Genomic DNA, 15,938 nt, shown 5'->3' with positions numbered 1-15,938 from the left:
TTGAGCCGGCATAGCCGGATACTTCCCGCTCTGAAGAAAAGCCTTCGGGTTCGAGCCGAAGCTTTTCGATATTTTAGGGAGCACATGAGCCGCTGAACATGTTATACTAGTAGCGGACAATTGTCCGCGATTCAATATTACGGACAATTGTCCGCAATGTCAATCTTTTCTTTTTAATTTTATTGTGAAGGAGCGTATCCGCTTGGAATTTCCTTGGAATTGCCGTTCATCAGAACCTCCTCCGGATCACGAGGACAACCCGTCCAATACCGGATCCAGCCGGAGGGAACAACGAGATTATGAATACCGGCAGTTGATCCTGTCCACAACCCGAGAGCTGATCGAAACGCATGGAATCGATTCGATTTCCATGTATCAAATCGCGCAAGCGGCCGGTGTCGGCCAAGGTACGCTGTACCGACGATATACGAATGTCGGCGAAATCTACGCGGATTTGCTCAAAACGACAACGACCGCTTTTTTCGACGATCTCGAAACCCGCTTTAACCGGGAACAATCCGCCTGCGTTCAATTGAACGACATCGTCATTCGAATTATTGACTTCATGGATGAACGAGCAGATTTGTTATCGATGATCAATTCAACGTTCGCTAACGATAAAACATTTAAAGTACACAAACGTCCGCTCATTCAGCGGCTGCTCAATCTGCTTGCTTCATTGATCTCTCTTGCCGTCGAGCAAGGGGAAATCGAGGACATCGATTCGAAATTAGCCGCGAATTGCATGCTTTCCGCCATTAGCCCGGGTCACTATAGGTATCAGTGCAAGGAGCTCGGCTACAGCAAGGAACAATTTATTGCGATAATCCAGCGTATTTTTGTTCAGGGATTACAGAACAAAAAACCCGATCTGACTTAGACCGGGGACTATTGAATGATCAGATCGAGTGTAATACGACAACCGAATATTGATGCGGAACATGCATGGTCGCCTCCTGCCCAGACAGCCTTCGGAGCAGCTCTTCCGTCATTTTGTTCCGGACTTCATCCGAACATCCCGTCATCCAAGAGACGGATCTGATTTTGCCGCACCATTGCTCATGCGAATAAGGTACGGTATATTCGTGCTGCCATTCGGCAAGCAAACGGAAGGAGCTGCGTTCCCATTCCTCGAACCACCCGGCCGAGAAGCCGTTCCGCCGTTCCTTCGCTTCCGCATAAGAACCTGGCGGGTTCATGGGGATTCCGAGATTGCGGACGACATCAAACGTAATTTGGGCAACGTCAGAGCTCCCCAGAAATACGGAGTTGATGATGACCAACAGCCCGCTTGACACGAGATGCTTCTTGATTTGTTCCAGTACTTTGTCGCGCTCGAACCAATGCCACGCACGAACAGCCGTAACGGCATCGTAGCGGTCCGGCAGCTCGATCGCTTCGGCCGCCTCTTCCACGTAACGTATCGATCCGGCAAATCCCGCCTCTTGATCCAATGCCTTGGCGGTTTCGATCATGGAACGAGACGGTTCTATTCCTGTAACCTTCGCCCCTTGCTCCACAAGCTGCCTGCAAAATATGCCGCTCCCCGCTCCCAAATCCAGCACATTCGCATCCTTGAACCGAATTCCTCGCTCCGCTAGCTGCTCGAACAACACATCGGGGAGTGCATCCCGATACTTCGCGTAATCCTCCGACACATTTCCAAACTGAACAGACATCGTTTCATCACCTCAACTACAGGTTACAACGATGTCCGTATAAAATAAAAACAAACATTTCGATCGGATAGATAACAAAAATTAGTCAGTTACGATAATGACTTGCGGCCAAAGCTTCTTCCACCGCTTTTGTTCGATTCGGCTCAAAAATTTATTTTTGTCCTCGAACAATGGACTTTGTCTCACCGTCATCCGAAACAGATCATTCAGCCCGTAAGGGGCGCATAGCTGGATATTGTTATCTTCGTCGAGCTTTGCTCCAATCGCAGTGACTGTCTCAGGCCATCTGCTGAGTGCGTCCCACGTAGACCGATAAGGCGGAACGCCGTTACGAAGGTGCATTCTCGCTTGATTTTTCACCGACCATTTCGGATTGCCCGTTTGCTCAATAAGTTCATATTCCAGCTGTTCGTCGCGTTGTTCGTCCATATGTTCCGGATCAAAATAAACGACGTCGATGTCGTCGTGCCTGCCCCGGTAGTCGTACCCATGCAGCTTGTCCCAAACGCAGCTTCGAATATACCCCGCACCGATATAGCACTCAGGCAGCTTCAACTTCCGAACCCGCTGCAAATCCTCCATAATCGACGGCTGCTCCGTCAAATATTCGATGAACTGCCGCTCCAGTTCGGCTTCACTCTGTTGCTCCAGCATGGATATCCTTCCTTCCGTTCCGCTCAACGATCTCATGGCGATATATATAACAGCTGTATTCGTTAGGCTCTTCATTAACCCGGATAAATCCGACGCTTTCCAAACAGCGCATACTGCTCCTGTTATCGTCATCTACCCAAGCTTCAATGGTATCGATATGTAAAGACTCTTTCATCTCGATCAACAGCTTCAAAAGTCTTTTTCCGTAGCCCTGGTAGCGCTTTGATGGTTTTATCTGATAAGAAATGGACGCTTTTTTGTAAGCAATGATCTCCACGGACAATTCCCCGACCAACTCGTCTCCTTCGGAAACGAGCCATACCCAATAATCAAGTTTCCCTTGAACATACTGATAAAATTGATCCAAATCCTCGATCGAAATGCGCTTTTTGGTCTCCGGGTCTTCGTGCCATTCCTTCAGATGACTCAAATTATCGGCGTTCAGATGGTTTAAACGCAGGCGGTTCATTACAATACCCCCTCATATAAAAGCTGCAATATTCTCGCTTGCCGAGTAAATCCTCGCTTCTGTCAAAATGTACCTCAAAATTAGAATGTGCTCTTATACTTGTCGGATTTCAAAATCTCCAGCACTTGCGGGTTATCCCGCACGATAAATCGCTTGCACGCATATCGTTCGGTTGCCGCGATAATCTCCGGCAGATTCACTTTTTCGTATTTGATATTCCACCTAAGCATGCGGGATAAGTCCTTGAAGCTTTGCTTATACCCCATTGGCGCCAAACCGAGTCTAGCCTTGATAAAACGCTTTATCGTCCTGGCCTGACGAACAATCAACGGCGGCTGGATGACAAAAATAACATCCGCTTGCTCAAAGCTCGGATGCACCCACTTATGATAAACGCCCTCGACGATCCAATGATCCTGAGCAACTATCGCAAGGAGACTTTGATCACGCAAGTGATCGGGATTTTTCACGCCTCCTTGCTGCGTCCACACCAAATCATCCAAAGCGAAAGAAGGAACGCCAAGCTCAGCCGACATCATTCCGGCAACAAACGTTTTCCCGCTGGCACAGCCGCCAACGAGATGGATTTTTGTCATCTAAACTCTCCCCAATGCATCTGATCGTACATACGTTCTACATATTCGAGAAAAAACTGGAATTCCCTCTTTCGACATAAAATAAAACAAGCCAGCCGCTTACGAAGCAGACTGACTTGTTCATCCGATAATCGATTATTATTCCAAAAAGTCCTTCAACCGCTTGCTACGGCTTGGGTGCCGCAATTTACGCAGCGCTTTCGCTTCGATTTGGCGAATACGCTCGCGCGTGACGCCGAACACTTGCCCGACTTCCTCGAGCGTTCGCGTACGTCCGTCGTCAAGCCCAAACCGCAGGCGAAGCACGTTTTCTTCCCGCTCCGTGAGCGTATCGAGCACGCCTTCCAGCTGCTCCTTCAGCAGTTCGAAAGCCGCGGCATCGGCAGGAGCGAGCGCATCGTGATCCTCGATGAAGTCGCCCAGGTTGGAATCGTTCTCTTCGCCGATCGGCGTTTCGAGCGATACCGGTTCTTGAGCGATTTTCATAATGTCGCGTACTTTGTCCGTCGATATATCCATCTCAGCGCCGATTTCTTCCGGCGTAGGTTCACGCCCGAAATCTTGCAGCAATTGTCTTTGAACGCGAATGAGCTTGTTGATCGTCTCCACCATGTGGACCGGAATACGAATCGTTCTTGCTTGGTCCGCAATCGCACGCGTAATCGCTTGACGAATCCACCAAGTCGCATAGGTGCTGAACTTGTAGCCCTTGGAATGGTCGAACTTCTCGACAGCCTTCATCAGACCCATGTTGCCTTCTTGAATCAGGTCAAGGAACAACATGCCTCGTCCGACATAACGTCTCGCGATGCTGACGACAAGCCGCAGGTTCGCCTCGGCCAATCGCTGCTTCGAATATTCGTCGCCTTGCTCGATTTTTTTGGCCAAGTCTACTTCTTCTTTGGCTGACAACAACTGAACGCGCCCGATTTCCTTTAAGTACATCCGAACCGGATCATTGATTTTCATACCTGGCGGCAATGACAAATCGTCGTCAAACGGATGGTCTTCGTGCTCTTGATCCGACCCTCCGAAATTCCTTTCGTTATCTGACTCATCGTCAATTTGAATGCCTTGCTCAGAGAGCTGCTCAATGAAACCGTCGATTTGTTCCGGATCAAGATCGAACGCAGACAGCTTTTCCATAATGTGTTCGTACGCAAGAGAAGAGCTTTGTTTTCCTTGTTCTATCAGCTGTTCTTTTGCCTGTTCAAGCGTAAGTTCTGTTTCCGCGTTTTGATCGTGTGTCATACGCCAGCTCCCCCCACAAAAAAATAAACCTATACAACATAATATTCAAGACGCGCCATGCATTTTCCTTCATTCCTGCGTCTGGAAATTCACAATTGACAATTCAAGTTGTGTATGATATGATTTATGAAATCATAGCTTTTCGCTGTCCGTAATTGTAACATAGTCACGTTAACGTTGCAATAGTTTTGTTTAGCTATAATATGAATATTCTGGAAGATCAAGTTGCTCCTCGATGCAGGCAGCAGCTTTTTTTGTATTGAATTCCGCGATGCGAAGTGGTATTCTTTACCGATAAATCCGTCTACCATCTTGGACGAAGGAGGATTTCCATGACGAAATTCCAAGTACAGCTTCGACGCATCATCGATGATTCTTACGAAATCGAAATCGGACGAGACTTATTCGATCGTCTGATCGCCGACTTACAACAGGGCCTTGCCGGCCAGCCTTCCAAAATTGCCGTCATTACGGACTCGAAGGTTGGCGCCGTCTATGGGAATGAACTCATCCTAAAGCTTCAAGCCGGCGGTTATGCATGTGATTTGCTCGAAGTGCCGAGCGGCGAAGCGTCCAAAACGCGCGAAACAAAAGCCCGGATCGAGGATCGGCTGCTGGAGCTCGGTTACGGCAGAGACTGCTGCATCATCGCGCTTGGAGGAGGCATGGTTTCCGATTTGTCGGGCTTCGTGGCCAGCACTTTTTGCCGCGGCGTACCTTATATCAACTATTCGACTACGCTGCTCTCTGCGGCGGATGCTTCGGTCGGCGGCAAAACCGCCGTAAACACGCCGGTTGCGACCAATTTGATCGGCACCTTCTATCAGCCTCGCAAAGTCTACATCGACCTGAATACGTGGAAATCGCTTCCGATTCGCGAATTCCGCAGCGGGCTGGCGGAAACGATCAAGCATGCCTGCATGGAAGATTATACGTTTTTCGAATATTTAGAGTCGAACATGGGACGAATCTTGTCCGGCAGCAATCTCGTTCTGGATCCGGATGTATGCAACCATATTGCGCTCAAAAATTGCGAGTTGAAATATCGGGTCGTCGAGCAGGATGAAAAAGAAACCAATCTACGGCAGGTGCTGAATTTGGGGCACACGGCGGGAAGAGCGCTTGAGGCGTTAAGCGGGTACGAGCTGCTGCATGGCGAAGCGGTGGCGATAGGTCTGGCTTTTCAAGCGTGGCTTGCCTGTAAGCTCGGATATTTGACCGAACAGGAACGGGATCGGGTTTGCCTTTTACTTCAAAGTGCAGGGTTCAATCTGGAAATTCCGGCGCAGTTTACCCCTTCCCAACTCGTAGACAAAATGTACACCGACAAAAAAGTTCGCAGCGGCAAAATACGTTTTGTCCTCATGGACGGAATCGGCAAAATCAAACCATTCGACGAAGGATCGTATTCAACGGAAATCCCGGAACGGATTTTGTACGAGACGATTGCAGAGATGTCTTATGTGAACAAATAATACAAGAAAGAAGTTTCCGCGAGGGAACTTCCTTCTTGTCATGCAACCATTATCGCACCAACAGCGCTCTGACCCGCTCCACTATATGATCGACGGTAAATCCGAATTCCTGAATAATCCTGGCAGCCGGAGCCGATGTTCCGAAACGGCTGATGCCAAGCACGTCGCCTTTCCTCCCTGTATAATAATGCCAGCCTTGCGGAGATCCCATCTCCACTGCGAGATTCGCTTCAACCTCCGGGTCGATCACGGCATCCCGATAAGACTGGGTTTGCTTCTCGAACAGTTCCCAGCTCGGCATGCTAATGACTCGAACTAAAATCCCTTCCTTCAATAATAGCTGCTGCGCGTCTATGGCCAACCGCACCTCAGAACCGGTTGCGATGATTTGCGCATGAGGTCTGCCGGATGAAACGTCGGACAACACATAAGCTCCGCGGTTGATGCCGTCCGGTGCTTTCTCCCTCGTGCCAGGCAGTATCGGCAGCGCCTGTCGGGTCAGAACGAGCACGGTTGGCCCGGAGTCGTTGCGCATCGCGAATCGCCAGGCGCAGCTTGTTTCATTGGCATCCGCCGGCCGCAGCACGGTAATTCCCGGCATGCAGCGAAGCGAAGCCAATTGCTCGATCGGCTCATGCGTAGGCCCATCCTCGCCGACTGCGATGCTGTCATGCGTGAATACGAAGATAACGGGCAGCTTCATGATCGCAGCCAAGCGGACGGCGGGACGAACATAATCCGAGAAGACGAAAAACGTAGCTGCAAAAGCACGCACACCCCGGTGCAGCAGCATCCCGTTCACTGCCGTCCCCATCGCGAATTCGCGAACGCCGAACATTACGTTTCGCTGTCCGTAGTCGTCCGGCGTGAACCGGCCTGCATACCGAATCGCGGCCTTCGTCGATGTTTCCAAATCGGCCGAACCGCCGAGCAGATACGGCACGTGGCAAGCGATCGCATTGAGCGCATGTTCGGAAGCCGATCGCGTAGCAATGGGGCCATCCTCCGGCGAATACATCGGCACCTCGTCCTCCCATCCTGCCGGAAGCTCCCCGCTCATCGCCAGCTCCAATTGCGCCGCAAGCTCCGGATAAGCCAACCGATATGCCTGAAACCGCTTGTTCCACTCCTCTTCCGCCTCTTGCCCTTTCCTCTTACATTCGTCAAAATGTTCGGCTGCTTCTTCCGGAACGTAAAATTCCCGATCCTCGGGCCATCCATAAAATCGTTTTGTCCGTTTCGTCTCTTCCACGCCGAGCGGAACGCCGTGCGAGCCGTGTTCCCCGGCTTTTCCGCTTTTGTTCGGACTGCCATACCCGATGACCGTCTTCACCTCAATGAGGGATGGACGCGGATCCGCTTGCGCTGCGGCAATCGCCGCATCGATCGCCTTCAAATCGTTGCCGTCCTCAACCTTTTGAACATGCCAGCCATACGCGCTGTAACGCTGCTGCACGTTCTCCGAAAACGACATGCTCAAATCGCCGTCTAACGAGATATCATTGGAATCGTAGAATACGATCAGCTTCCCGAGCCTCAGATGACCCGCCAATGAAGCGGCTTCGCCCGTGACGCCTTCCATCATGTCGCCATCGCCGCATATGGCGTAAGTACGATGGTCGATCACTTGAAAGCCTGGGCGGTTATAGACGGCGGCCAAATGCGCCTCGGCTATGGCCATGCCAACCGCCATGCCGAACCCTTGGCCGAGCGGGCCGGTCGTCGCATCGACGCCGGGCGTATGGCCGTATTCGGGATGTCCCGGCGTTAAGCTTCCCCATTGCCGGAAGCTGCGCAGCTCCTCTATCGAGAGTCCGTAGCCGAACAAGTGCAGCAAGCCGTATAGCAGCATGGACCCGTGACCCGCCGATAATACGAACCGATCCCTGTCAATCCACGAAGGATTTCCCCCGTGATGCTTCATTCTATGAGCCCACAGCTGATAGGCCATCGGCGCAGCCCCCATCGGCATACCCGGATGCCCTGAATTCGCCTTGTCAATCGCATCGATCGCGAGCGTCCGGATCGTCGTAACCGCCAATTGTTCAACATCACATTGGCTTGATTTCCCCATATTCATCACATCCATTTCCATTTGTGTTAAAACTGATTATAATGATCGTATCTCTATATATAAAATCGATGCTTTGCATATGAGCTATAGAAGGAGTCTATGGATGATCGCCAATCTGGAGCTGTACCGCGTCTTTTATTGGACGGCAAGAGAACAAAATTTATCCCGGGCAGCCGAGCGGTTATTCATCACCCAACCGACCGTCAGTCATGCGATCAAGCAGCTTGAAAACGAGCTCGCTGTAGCCTTGTTCAACCGCGGGCCAAAAGGCGTCACGTTAACTGAAGAAGGACAACTGCTCTACGCTCAAGTGGAACATGCCTTCCTCTCGCTGGAAACGGGAGAGCGCCAAATTGCCGAGATGAACCGGCTCGTTCGCGGCGAATTGCGCCTTGGAAGCAGCGATTCGTTGTGCAAATATTATTTGCTGCCCTCGCTCGGACGATTTTGCAATGATCACCCGCACATTCGGTTGAACCTGCAGCATGGGACGACGCCAGAAATCGTCCGTTATGTCAAGGAAGGTCGCATCGATTTCGGCATCGTTCGCCTGCCTTTGCAGGACGAATCGCTCGTCATTACGGAAACGATAACCGTACAAGATATTTTCGTCGCCGGGCCGAGGTACTTCCATTTGCTCGAGCGACGATTCCCCATCCGGGAGCTTGCCGCTCTTCCACTTATCTTATTCGCGAAGGCTAGCACCTCGAGGCAGTTCATCCAACATTTCGCCTTGCAGCATGGCGTTGCGATCGAACCGGAAATCGAAGTCGCCAGCGTCGACTTGCTCATTGAATTCGCCAAAGCCGGGCTCGGCATCTCCTTCGTAACGAAGCAATTCGTCGAAACGGAACTTGCACGCGGCGAATTGGCGGAATTGAACATTGCCGAGACGATACCTGCCCGCAAGATTGGTATCGTATATGTAAAAAACCGCCGTTTAGCAGCTTCATCCAACGTATTCCTAAGGAAATATCTAGAAGTGGAGCCTTCCGGGCAACCATTGTAATATCGGCTTACGTGACATACAAAAGAGAAGAAACGAGGGTAAATCATGGCTTTCGGCATTACAAGAGCGGAATTGAAACAATGGAAAGAAGCCGTCGAACGGGGCGAAATCGCTTTTTTGACGCATTATTGGCTGGACCCGCGGTTCCCGGGTTCACGGACCGTTACGAAGGTTGGCTGCTCCGATCGAAAACGATTGTCCGATTGGTGTATCGCCAATGGATTAAATCCGAAATACATCCACAACCGGGAGTCATTCCCGCATTTTGACTTAATCGGAACAAAACAGCGCGAAATCTTGGAAAAAGAACGGCTATGGGATCAGCTGGATCGGTTCCGTATCCGCTAGCATTCCGGGATTCGCGTATCGAAAGGTTCTATAAAACTTTCAATCCTTGCTCGAATCTATGAAAATATGCGGTTTGCCGCATCACATTCGCATAAACATCGGCGACTCGTCCGAATACGATAACATACAACGTATCGTGGAGGTGATCCGATGTTACAAATTGGAGGAATCGTGGGCGGCAAAGCAGATATTCCCGTCGGGCCGGGGAAAAAAATCGAGCTGCAGCAAATCGTCATTGATGTCCAAAATGGCCAAAAACTGCGGCTGAAAGAGTTGAATTTTCTGTTAAGCAGCGACAAATTCGTGTTCATCGTCGAAGCATTGCCTTCTCCGGGCGTGTTCCGGGCACGAGGAGGATCCGGCGACCTGAAGCCGAACAAAGTGTTATTCAACAACACGACGGGGTCGACGGTTATTATTTTTCTAGTGATCAGCGCGCGAAATGCCGGTAAAAAAACCGAGTCTTTAAGCCGATCGGATAGCTGGAACCTGAAATTATGCCGGAGGAAGTGAAACGCAAGGCTATTCGGGCTCTGCCTCGTATTCTGAACCGGGCAGCAGTCAGGTCAACAAAATAAGGCCGCACCTGAACTGCATCCCAATTATTAGACACACTAACTATTGGGGTGCAGTTCACACTTGCGGCCTTTTTTGCGTTCTATGATATTTACTATATCGATCCCACGTTACGTATTAACAGAACATCGCATCTCGATATCCTAATTCCCCTGGAGTTCGTATCAACTGCGATCGGACGTCAGCATTTGGCCAGCCCCGAGCGCGACGCATTCCAAAGGCTGATCGGCTAAATTAACGGGAACACCGGTTTCCGCCTGAAGCCTTTGATCCATCCCCTGCAGCAGCGCGCCTCCGCCGCATAACAAAATGCCCCGCTCCATCACGTCCCCTGCAAGCTCCGGCGGACATTCCTCTATGGCTTGGCGAATATGATCTACGATCACGAGGATAAATTCGTTCAGTAGGTCATAAATTTCGCTTGCTTTGATCGTGATCGTCTTCGGAAGCCCGTTGACGAGGTCCCTTCCGCGTATATCCATGCTAACGTCCTCGGCAGGCCGTATGACGGTCGCTACATTCTTCTTGATCTCTTCGGCCGTACGCTCGCCGATCAGAACGTTATGCGTTCGTTTCACATAATCGATGATATCCCGGTCGATCGACATGCCGCCTCTGCGTACATATCTGCTGACCACGATGCCCCCAAGCGAAATGACGGCCACCTGGCTCGTACCGCCGCCGATGTCGAGCACCATACACCCGGTCGGTTCGGTGACGGGTAAACCCGCGCCGATGGCCGCAGCAAGCGGTTCTTCGATCGCAACCGTCTTGCCCGAGCCCTTCTGCAGGGCGGTTTCCTCAACCGCCCTGCGTTGAACGTTCGTCACCCCGCATGGGACGGATATGAATACTTGCGTGCTGCCGAACCAGCTTTTTTTCTGGATTTTGCCGATAAAATGCTTCAGCATCGCCGTCGTCATATCAAAATTCGCGATAACGCCGTCCTGTAGAGGATATACCACTTCCAGATTCGCCGGCGTTCTGCCGATCATCGCTTTTGCTTCCTCGCCGAAAGCCGCGATTTCGCCCGTATCTCTATTAACCGCCACGACCGACGGCTCTTGAAGGACGATTCCTTTGCCATGTTTATATATAATAGTGTTACAAGTTCCCAGATCTACGCCGAAACGCCGCTGCAATCGTCCCACTTTAACACGCTCCCTCTCGTTGTATGTCTTGGTGTTTTTTAGATAACCTACATAGCATTCGGGAGAAAATCATTTTTTGTGGGGGTCAGTCTAAAGTCCCAGTTATTTCATGCAGTCGTTCTAAAGTCATACGCGCAATAAACCTGGAAAACTTCTCTTTCCGCTTTCCTTGCAGCCGGTAACATTCGATCAATCGCGACACGATCGGTATTACCCTTTCGGCCGTAACTCCGCTCATAAAGAGTTGTCCGAGCGCGGCCTTTAATCCTTTCGTTTCGCCGCCAACGTAAATATCGAACGTATTGCGCATCTTGACGACAGCAATATCTTTAAGGAGCGGTTCGCTAGTCCCAAGCGCACAGCCGGCATAACCGATTTTGAGCGGACTTGGCGTTTCCTTGCCGGCGACGGCATGATCCAATGCGTAGGCGATTTCGAGACCCGCCTCCTCGGCTCCTTTGCAAAAATTACACGTAATCAGGCTTTTCGTATAAAATCCCGCCGGGTGAAGTTGAAGTCCAACGCCCCGAAGCTGTGGCTGGACCTCCTCCAGACGGCTTGCATGCATCGTGACATACAATTGCTTAAACGTGGTCATTTCAATAATCGCGTCTTCCCCTACAATCGAGCCAAGAACGGCCAATTGCTCCGGTTTAAACAAGGTCCCTCCAACCTCAAAGCCAGGGGTGACGGCAAACGTAATTTTTTCACCTTCCATCATTTAGGCTACTCCCCCTCCCTATAATGACGAGCGTTAAAAAAGGTTCTTCCGAACCCTTATTTCATCAGCTTATTCATCGTTACAAGCAATTCTTCAATGACGTCATGGTCGCCTTCCTGAATCCGTTCGATGACGCAGCTCTTCATATGATGCTCCAGCAGCAGCTTGCCCACGCCGTTCAGCGCCGACTGGATCGATGAGATTTGGTTTAATACGTCGTCGCAATACGTGTCTTTTTCGATCAGCCCTTTGACGCCGCGGATTTGACCTTCAATACGATTTAATCTGCTGATCAGGTTGTTCTTCGTTTTTTCGGAATGATGGCTTTTTCGCTCGTCCGAGCAAGAAGCACACGATTCGTCATGTTTGGACGCTTGTGACACGTGATCCACGAGACTTCACTCCCTTGTTGTTTTAGCATATTGTAGCATGACCCCCCTACCCTATGCAAAAAAGTTTATTCAAACTTCGATTTCAACAATAGAACAGCCATAACGAGGCCGACACCGGCAATGATAGACGCACCGACAAACGCCGCATGGAATCCCGCATTCAACGATGCCGCTTGCTGCAGCCCTCCGTCCATAACCCCTTTCGTCCACGAGGACGCAACGGCTGTCATGACGGCAAGGCCGATGGCCGAGCCGATCTGGTACCCCGTATTGGATATGCCTGACGCAAGTCCCGTATCCTCCGGTTTCGCGCCGGACATCGATGCGATCGTTGCCGGAATGAAGGCAAAAGCCATGCCGAGGGCGCCGAGCAGGGAAGCAGGCAGCACGTGGATGAGGAAGCTTCCATCCTCCGGCGTATTGCCTGCGAATAATGCTAACGAACCGCAAAGCAATAACATGCCGAGCACAAGGATGCTTTTATATCCAAATCTGCCGACCAAACGTCCCGTAACGGTCACCATGACGATCATGACCAGCACGGTCATCGGCACAAGAGCCACCCCGCTTGCGAACGCGGTGAAATGCAGCACTTGCTGCAAATATAAATTCAAGAAAAACCATAATGGAATCCAGGCACCGGCTAGTAGCGCAAACACGAGATTGCCTGCAAGCAAGTTCGGCGCTTTAAAAATACGTAGCGGAACAAGCGGCTCTTTCTTCACCTTCTGGATGATGAAAAATATTGCGATCAGCACGATCGAAGCGACGAGCAGCGCGATGGTTTGAACCGATGTCCAGCCTGCTTGCTCCGCTGTGACGATCGCATAAACGGCAAGCACAAGCGCAACCGTGATCGTCGCCCCTCCGATAAAATCAACGCTGCCCTTGCGGCGCGCACCCGCAGGCAATACGATTCCGCTGTAGAACAATGCAAACAGCCCAACCGGAATATTGATCAGAAACGTCCAGTTCCAGCTCAGCCATTCCGTGATGACGCCGCCGAGAAATACGCCCGCCGTTCCGCCCGCCGCTGCCGAAGCCCCCCAAAAACCTAGTGCCTTCGTCAATTCCTTCGGATTGTGGGCGAACAGCATCATGAGTATCGTAAGCGCCGCCGGCAATATCAACGCCGAGCCGAAGCCTTGAAGCGCCCGCCCCGCATTCATCGAGGCCTCCGACCATGCGACCCCGGCCAGCAGCGATGCGGCGGATAAAATCGTAAATCCGAGCATGAATATTTTGCGTTGACCGAATAAATCCGAAAGTCTGCCGCCCAGCAGCATAAACCCGCCGAAACAAATCACGTATGCGTTGAACACCCACTGCAGACCGCTTTGCGAGTATCCAAGCGCCTCCTTGATCGCGGGCAGCGCTACCCCGATGATGGACGTATCCATGATGACAATAAATTGCGCGAAGCATAACAAGAACAACGCTCTCCATCTTTTGGGATCCGGAGCCCCGACCGCACTCGCTTCGATTGACATATCTATTCCTCCTTGATTGGATTTGTTTTACAAATATTATAGTATAGCCCCCTATCCTATTTGTCAATCCCCAAAAAAGAAGGGGTTGTCCCCTTCGCATCCCGATTAACGAATATCGTTAACCACTATCGCGTTTACCCAATACTCCAGCTCTTGGCGCGCCCAATGATGCTTGCTGCTCTTTGCCGCTGCGGCGTGTGCGGTCTCTTTGGCATCCACCGCACCGATAGAATAGGTACGGAGTTGTCTTTTGGTGCGATGCAGCGTATTTTTCACAACCGACAACGTACACTTGCATTCCTCGGAAATATGTTCGTAGGAGTAGTCGAATAGCTCCGCCAGCACGAACATTTTTAACTCGCGCTTGGTTAGCCGGTCTGCCAGCCAATCCACCCAGTCCCGCACTCCGGTATAGTCGGTACGATCGCACGACAAGTGAGCCATGTCCTCGATGGGCACCGTATGAAGCCGCCCTTTGCGGTTTTGATCGATCCACAAGTTGCGGGCAGCCTTATAGAGCAGCGGCCTCGGATACGTAAAGGTCCCTTTTTTGGTAAAAAACAAATACAGTTTCAGCAGCACGTCCTGAAACAAATCCTCGCCATCCCATTTGGATGCCGTAAGGTATGCGCAATAATGGCGAATTTCGTCCAAATACGGCGATACGGACTCCGTGAATGCGGCCGAGACCTCTGTTCCGGTCCTATCTCTGCAATCCAAAGTTTGCCCTTTTGTAGGTTGTCCATTTGCAGGTTGTCCCTTTGTTGGTTGTTCGTCCAGCGTTTGTACGTGCAAGTTCTGCCCGTCCATCGTATGTACGTTCATCGTTTTTACGTTCACGGTTCAACCGCCTTTCTTGCAGGCCCCTGTCCCTTCTCTCCATTGATCACCATTGTAACAGTTAAATGTGAACATAGCATGAACGGTATGATGAAAATCTCGGAATGGTTTTTTAAGAAAATTTGTTAGCCGCTGCATTCCGAGTTTAAAAAAACACCGGCAGCTTGTGCCGATGTTTATGTATTGGAGAAATCCATTTCAGTTTCTCGTTTGTTCAAATGCGGCCAGCAACGCCCGCTCCTTATCAGCATCAAGTCCAGCCCTTCTTCTCTGATCGGCTGGGCGCGCCGCGTTCCATTCGAGTGTTTCGCGAACGGTATCCGCGATCGGCCGAAACGCGAGGCCAGCGTCGAGCGCTTTCCGGATGTTAACCCCCATCAGATGGGCAACCGACATCGTATCGCCGAAAGGCGGGATCCACAGCGGCATTTCGATCCAAGGTTGAACTTGATTTTCCAGCAGAAAAGCATGATCAAGCCAAACGTATTCTGCATCGCTTGCAATTGCAGCCTTCGCATGTTGAAGAAACGATTGCATCGATAGCGGGAATTCCGGACCTGTCGCATTATAAATGCCGCGCAGCTTCGCTTCCGCCATTCGAATCATCCATTCCGCCAAATCTCTTGCATCAATAAATTGCACCTGCGCGTCGGGATTGCCCGGCGCCAGCACCCTCCCGCCGCGAGCCAAGCGGACCGGCCAGTACGTAAATCGATCGCTTGGGTCATGCGGACCAACAATCAAGCCTGGGCGAATATGGAGCGCTCGCTCAGGAAAGATTTCTTCGATCGTACTCTCGCAAGCTGCCTTCAGTTCGCCGTAATGTTTTCCGACCTCTTCCGTGTTCGGATTTTCCAGCACGCCGACGGGCGACGTCTCATCTGTGTCTGGGGTGCTAAGATCCGCATATGCGGATATGCTCGACACGAACACATACGTATCGACCGCATCGGCAAGAAGCTCCGCCGACTGGCGAACGATACGCGGTACGTAACCTGATGTATCGATCACCGCGTCCCAACGTCTGCCCCTCAGCGCATTCAGGTTTCCGTCCCGGTTGCCTTGCAGTTTCTCGACATCGGGGAATACGTCCGGGTTCGATTCGCCTCTCGTAAATATCGTTACTTCATGTCCGGCTCGCTTCGCTGCTTCAACCAAATGCACGCCTAAAAATACGGTACCGCCAAGCACTAACAGTTTCATCGTATCCCTC

At 51.1% G+C, this 15,938-nt stretch carries 17 protein-coding genes; 5 read left to right on the top strand and 12 right to left on the bottom strand.

The window, feature by feature from the left end; translation table 11 throughout:
- The first annotated feature begins 202 nt into the window (after positions 1-202).
- Entirely contained in the window at positions 203-880 is a 678-nt protein-coding gene (locus AC0LWM_RS22060) for a TetR/AcrR family transcriptional regulator (RefSeq protein WP_474677149.1), read from the top strand.
- Between the two features lie 19 nt (positions 881-899).
- On the opposite strand, the gene AC0LWM_RS22055 is transcribed toward AC0LWM_RS22060, so the two are convergent.
- From AC0LWM_RS22055 to rpoD, 5 genes are all read right to left on the bottom strand, one after another.
- Complete coding sequence (locus AC0LWM_RS22055) at positions 900-1,679, bottom strand: class I SAM-dependent methyltransferase (protein ID WP_474677148.1); 780 nt, start codon at positions 1,677-1,679, stop codon at positions 900-902.
- 81 nt (positions 1,680-1,760) lie between these two features.
- The gene (locus AC0LWM_RS22050) at positions 1,761-2,333 is read right to left on the bottom strand and encodes a nucleotidyltransferase family protein (RefSeq protein WP_474677147.1); all 573 of its coding nucleotides are present in this window, start codon (positions 2,331-2,333) and stop codon (positions 1,761-1,763) included.
- Positions 2,314-2,802, bottom strand: a complete 489-nt coding sequence (locus AC0LWM_RS22045; RefSeq protein ID WP_474677146.1) for a GNAT family N-acetyltransferase — start codon at positions 2,800-2,802, stop codon at positions 2,314-2,316. The genes AC0LWM_RS22050 and AC0LWM_RS22045 overlap by 20 nt, the downstream gene beginning before the upstream one ends.
- 80 nt (positions 2,803-2,882) lie before the next feature.
- Entirely contained in the window at positions 2,883-3,398 is a 516-nt protein-coding gene (locus AC0LWM_RS22040; RefSeq protein ID WP_474677145.1) for a P-loop NTPase family protein, read from the bottom strand.
- A 138-nt stretch (positions 3,399-3,536) separates the two neighbouring features.
- Complete coding sequence (gene rpoD, locus AC0LWM_RS22035; protein WP_474677144.1) at positions 3,537-4,649, bottom strand: RNA polymerase sigma factor RpoD; 1,113 nt, start codon at positions 4,647-4,649, stop codon at positions 3,537-3,539.
- A gap of 332 nt (positions 4,650-4,981) precedes the next feature.
- Here rpoD and aroB point away from each other — a divergent pair, with 332 nt between their 5' ends.
- Positions 4,982-6,124, top strand: coding sequence for a 3-dehydroquinate synthase (aroB, locus tag AC0LWM_RS22030; protein WP_474677143.1), 1,143 nt, complete (start codon positions 4,982-4,984; stop codon positions 6,122-6,124).
- Positions 6,125-6,173: 49 nt separating this feature from the next.
- Here the strand turns inward: aroB and tkt are convergent, their stop codons facing one another.
- Positions 6,174-8,198: a transketolase gene (tkt, locus tag AC0LWM_RS22025; protein ID WP_474677142.1), complete on the bottom strand. Its 2,025-nt coding sequence runs from the start codon at positions 8,196-8,198 to the stop codon at positions 6,174-6,176.
- Between the two features lie 103 nt (positions 8,199-8,301).
- On the opposite strand from tkt, the gene AC0LWM_RS22020 reads away from it, so the two are divergent.
- From AC0LWM_RS22020 to AC0LWM_RS22010, 3 genes are all read left to right on the top strand, one after another.
- On the top strand, positions 8,302-9,207 hold the full coding sequence (locus tag AC0LWM_RS22020) for a LysR family transcriptional regulator (RefSeq protein WP_474677141.1): 906 nt from the start codon (positions 8,302-8,304) through the stop codon (positions 9,205-9,207).
- Between the two features lie 45 nt (positions 9,208-9,252).
- Positions 9,253-9,555, top strand: coding sequence for a hypothetical protein (locus tag AC0LWM_RS22015; protein WP_474677140.1), 303 nt, complete (start codon positions 9,253-9,255; stop codon positions 9,553-9,555).
- A 150-nt stretch (positions 9,556-9,705) separates the two neighbouring features.
- Positions 9,706-10,068 (top strand): hypothetical protein, encoded by a 363-nt coding sequence (locus tag AC0LWM_RS22010; protein ID WP_474677139.1) that lies wholly within the window; start codon positions 9,706-9,708, stop codon positions 10,066-10,068.
- Positions 10,069-10,295: 227 nt separating this feature from the next.
- Here AC0LWM_RS22010 and mreB read toward each other — a convergent pair whose 3' ends face one another.
- The 6 genes from mreB to AC0LWM_RS21980 all read right to left on the bottom strand — a co-directional run bounded on the left by mreB (position 10,296) and on the right by AC0LWM_RS21980 (position 15,928).
- The gene (mreB, locus tag AC0LWM_RS22005) at positions 10,296-11,282 is read right to left on the bottom strand and encodes a rod shape-determining protein (protein ID WP_474677138.1); all 987 of its coding nucleotides are present in this window, start codon (positions 11,280-11,282) and stop codon (positions 10,296-10,298) included.
- Positions 11,283-11,367: 85 nt separating this feature from the next.
- Positions 11,368-12,003 (bottom strand): nitrite/sulfite reductase domain-containing protein, encoded by a 636-nt coding sequence (locus AC0LWM_RS22000; RefSeq protein ID WP_474677137.1) that lies wholly within the window; start codon positions 12,001-12,003, stop codon positions 11,368-11,370.
- Positions 12,004-12,059: 56 nt separating this feature from the next.
- Complete coding sequence (locus AC0LWM_RS21995; RefSeq protein WP_474677136.1) at positions 12,060-12,395, bottom strand: metal-sensitive transcriptional regulator; 336 nt, start codon at positions 12,393-12,395, stop codon at positions 12,060-12,062.
- A 65-nt stretch (positions 12,396-12,460) separates the two neighbouring features.
- Positions 12,461-13,885 carry an MFS transporter gene (locus AC0LWM_RS21990; protein ID WP_474677135.1) on the bottom strand — a complete coding sequence of 475 codons (1,425 nt, stop codon included), beginning with the start codon at positions 13,883-13,885 and terminating at the stop codon, positions 12,461-12,463.
- 105 nt (positions 13,886-13,990) lie between these two features.
- Positions 13,991-14,725 carry an RNA polymerase sigma factor gene (locus tag AC0LWM_RS21985; RefSeq protein ID WP_474677134.1) on the bottom strand — a complete coding sequence of 245 codons (735 nt, stop codon included), beginning with the start codon at positions 14,723-14,725 and terminating at the stop codon, positions 13,991-13,993.
- Between the two features lie 198 nt (positions 14,726-14,923).
- Positions 14,924-15,928 (bottom strand): NAD-dependent epimerase/dehydratase family protein, encoded by a 1,005-nt coding sequence (locus tag AC0LWM_RS21980; RefSeq protein ID WP_474677133.1) that lies wholly within the window; start codon positions 15,926-15,928, stop codon positions 14,924-14,926.
- Positions 15,929-15,938 lie beyond the last annotated feature (10 nt).

This window comes from Paenibacillus sp. sgz302148 (genome assembly GCF_056120465.1).
This window is presented reverse-complemented; position numbering and strand designations above follow the sequence as displayed.

Coding starts and splice junctions, on each gene's coding strand:
- aroB (WP_474677143.1), top strand. CDS start 4,982: ATGACGAAATTCCAAGTACAGCTTCGACGCATCATCGATGATTCTTAC.
- AC0LWM_RS22015 (WP_474677140.1), top strand. CDS start 9,253: ATGGCTTTCGGCATTACAAGAGCGGAATTGAAACAATGGAAAGAAGCC.
- rpoD (WP_474677144.1), bottom strand. CDS start 4,649: ATGACACACGATCAAAACGCGGAAACAGAACTTACGCTTGAACAGGCA.
- AC0LWM_RS22045 (WP_474677146.1), bottom strand. CDS start 2,802: ATGAACCGCCTGCGTTTAAACCATCTGAACGCCGATAATTTGAGTCAT.
- tkt (WP_474677142.1), bottom strand. CDS start 8,198: ATGGGGAAATCAAGCCAATGTGATGTTGAACAATTGGCGGTTACGACG.
- AC0LWM_RS22040 (WP_474677145.1), bottom strand. CDS start 3,398: ATGACAAAAATCCATCTCGTTGGCGGCTGTGCCAGCGGGAAAACGTTT.
- AC0LWM_RS22055 (WP_474677148.1), bottom strand. CDS start 1,679: ATGTCTGTTCAGTTTGGAAATGTGTCGGAGGATTACGCGAAGTATCGG.
- AC0LWM_RS21990 (WP_474677135.1), bottom strand. CDS start 13,885: ATGTCAATCGAAGCGAGTGCGGTCGGGGCTCCGGATCCCAAAAGATGG.
- AC0LWM_RS22000 (WP_474677137.1), bottom strand. CDS start 12,003: ATGATGGAAGGTGAAAAAATTACGTTTGCCGTCACCCCTGGCTTTGAG.
- AC0LWM_RS22010 (WP_474677139.1), top strand. CDS start 9,706: ATGTTACAAATTGGAGGAATCGTGGGCGGCAAAGCAGATATTCCCGTC.
- AC0LWM_RS21980 (WP_474677133.1), bottom strand. CDS start 15,928: ATGAAACTGTTAGTGCTTGGCGGTACCGTATTTTTAGGCGTGCATTTG.
- AC0LWM_RS22050 (WP_474677147.1), bottom strand. CDS start 2,333: ATGCTGGAGCAACAGAGTGAAGCCGAACTGGAGCGGCAGTTCATCGAA.
- AC0LWM_RS22020 (WP_474677141.1), top strand. CDS start 8,302: ATGATCGCCAATCTGGAGCTGTACCGCGTCTTTTATTGGACGGCAAGA.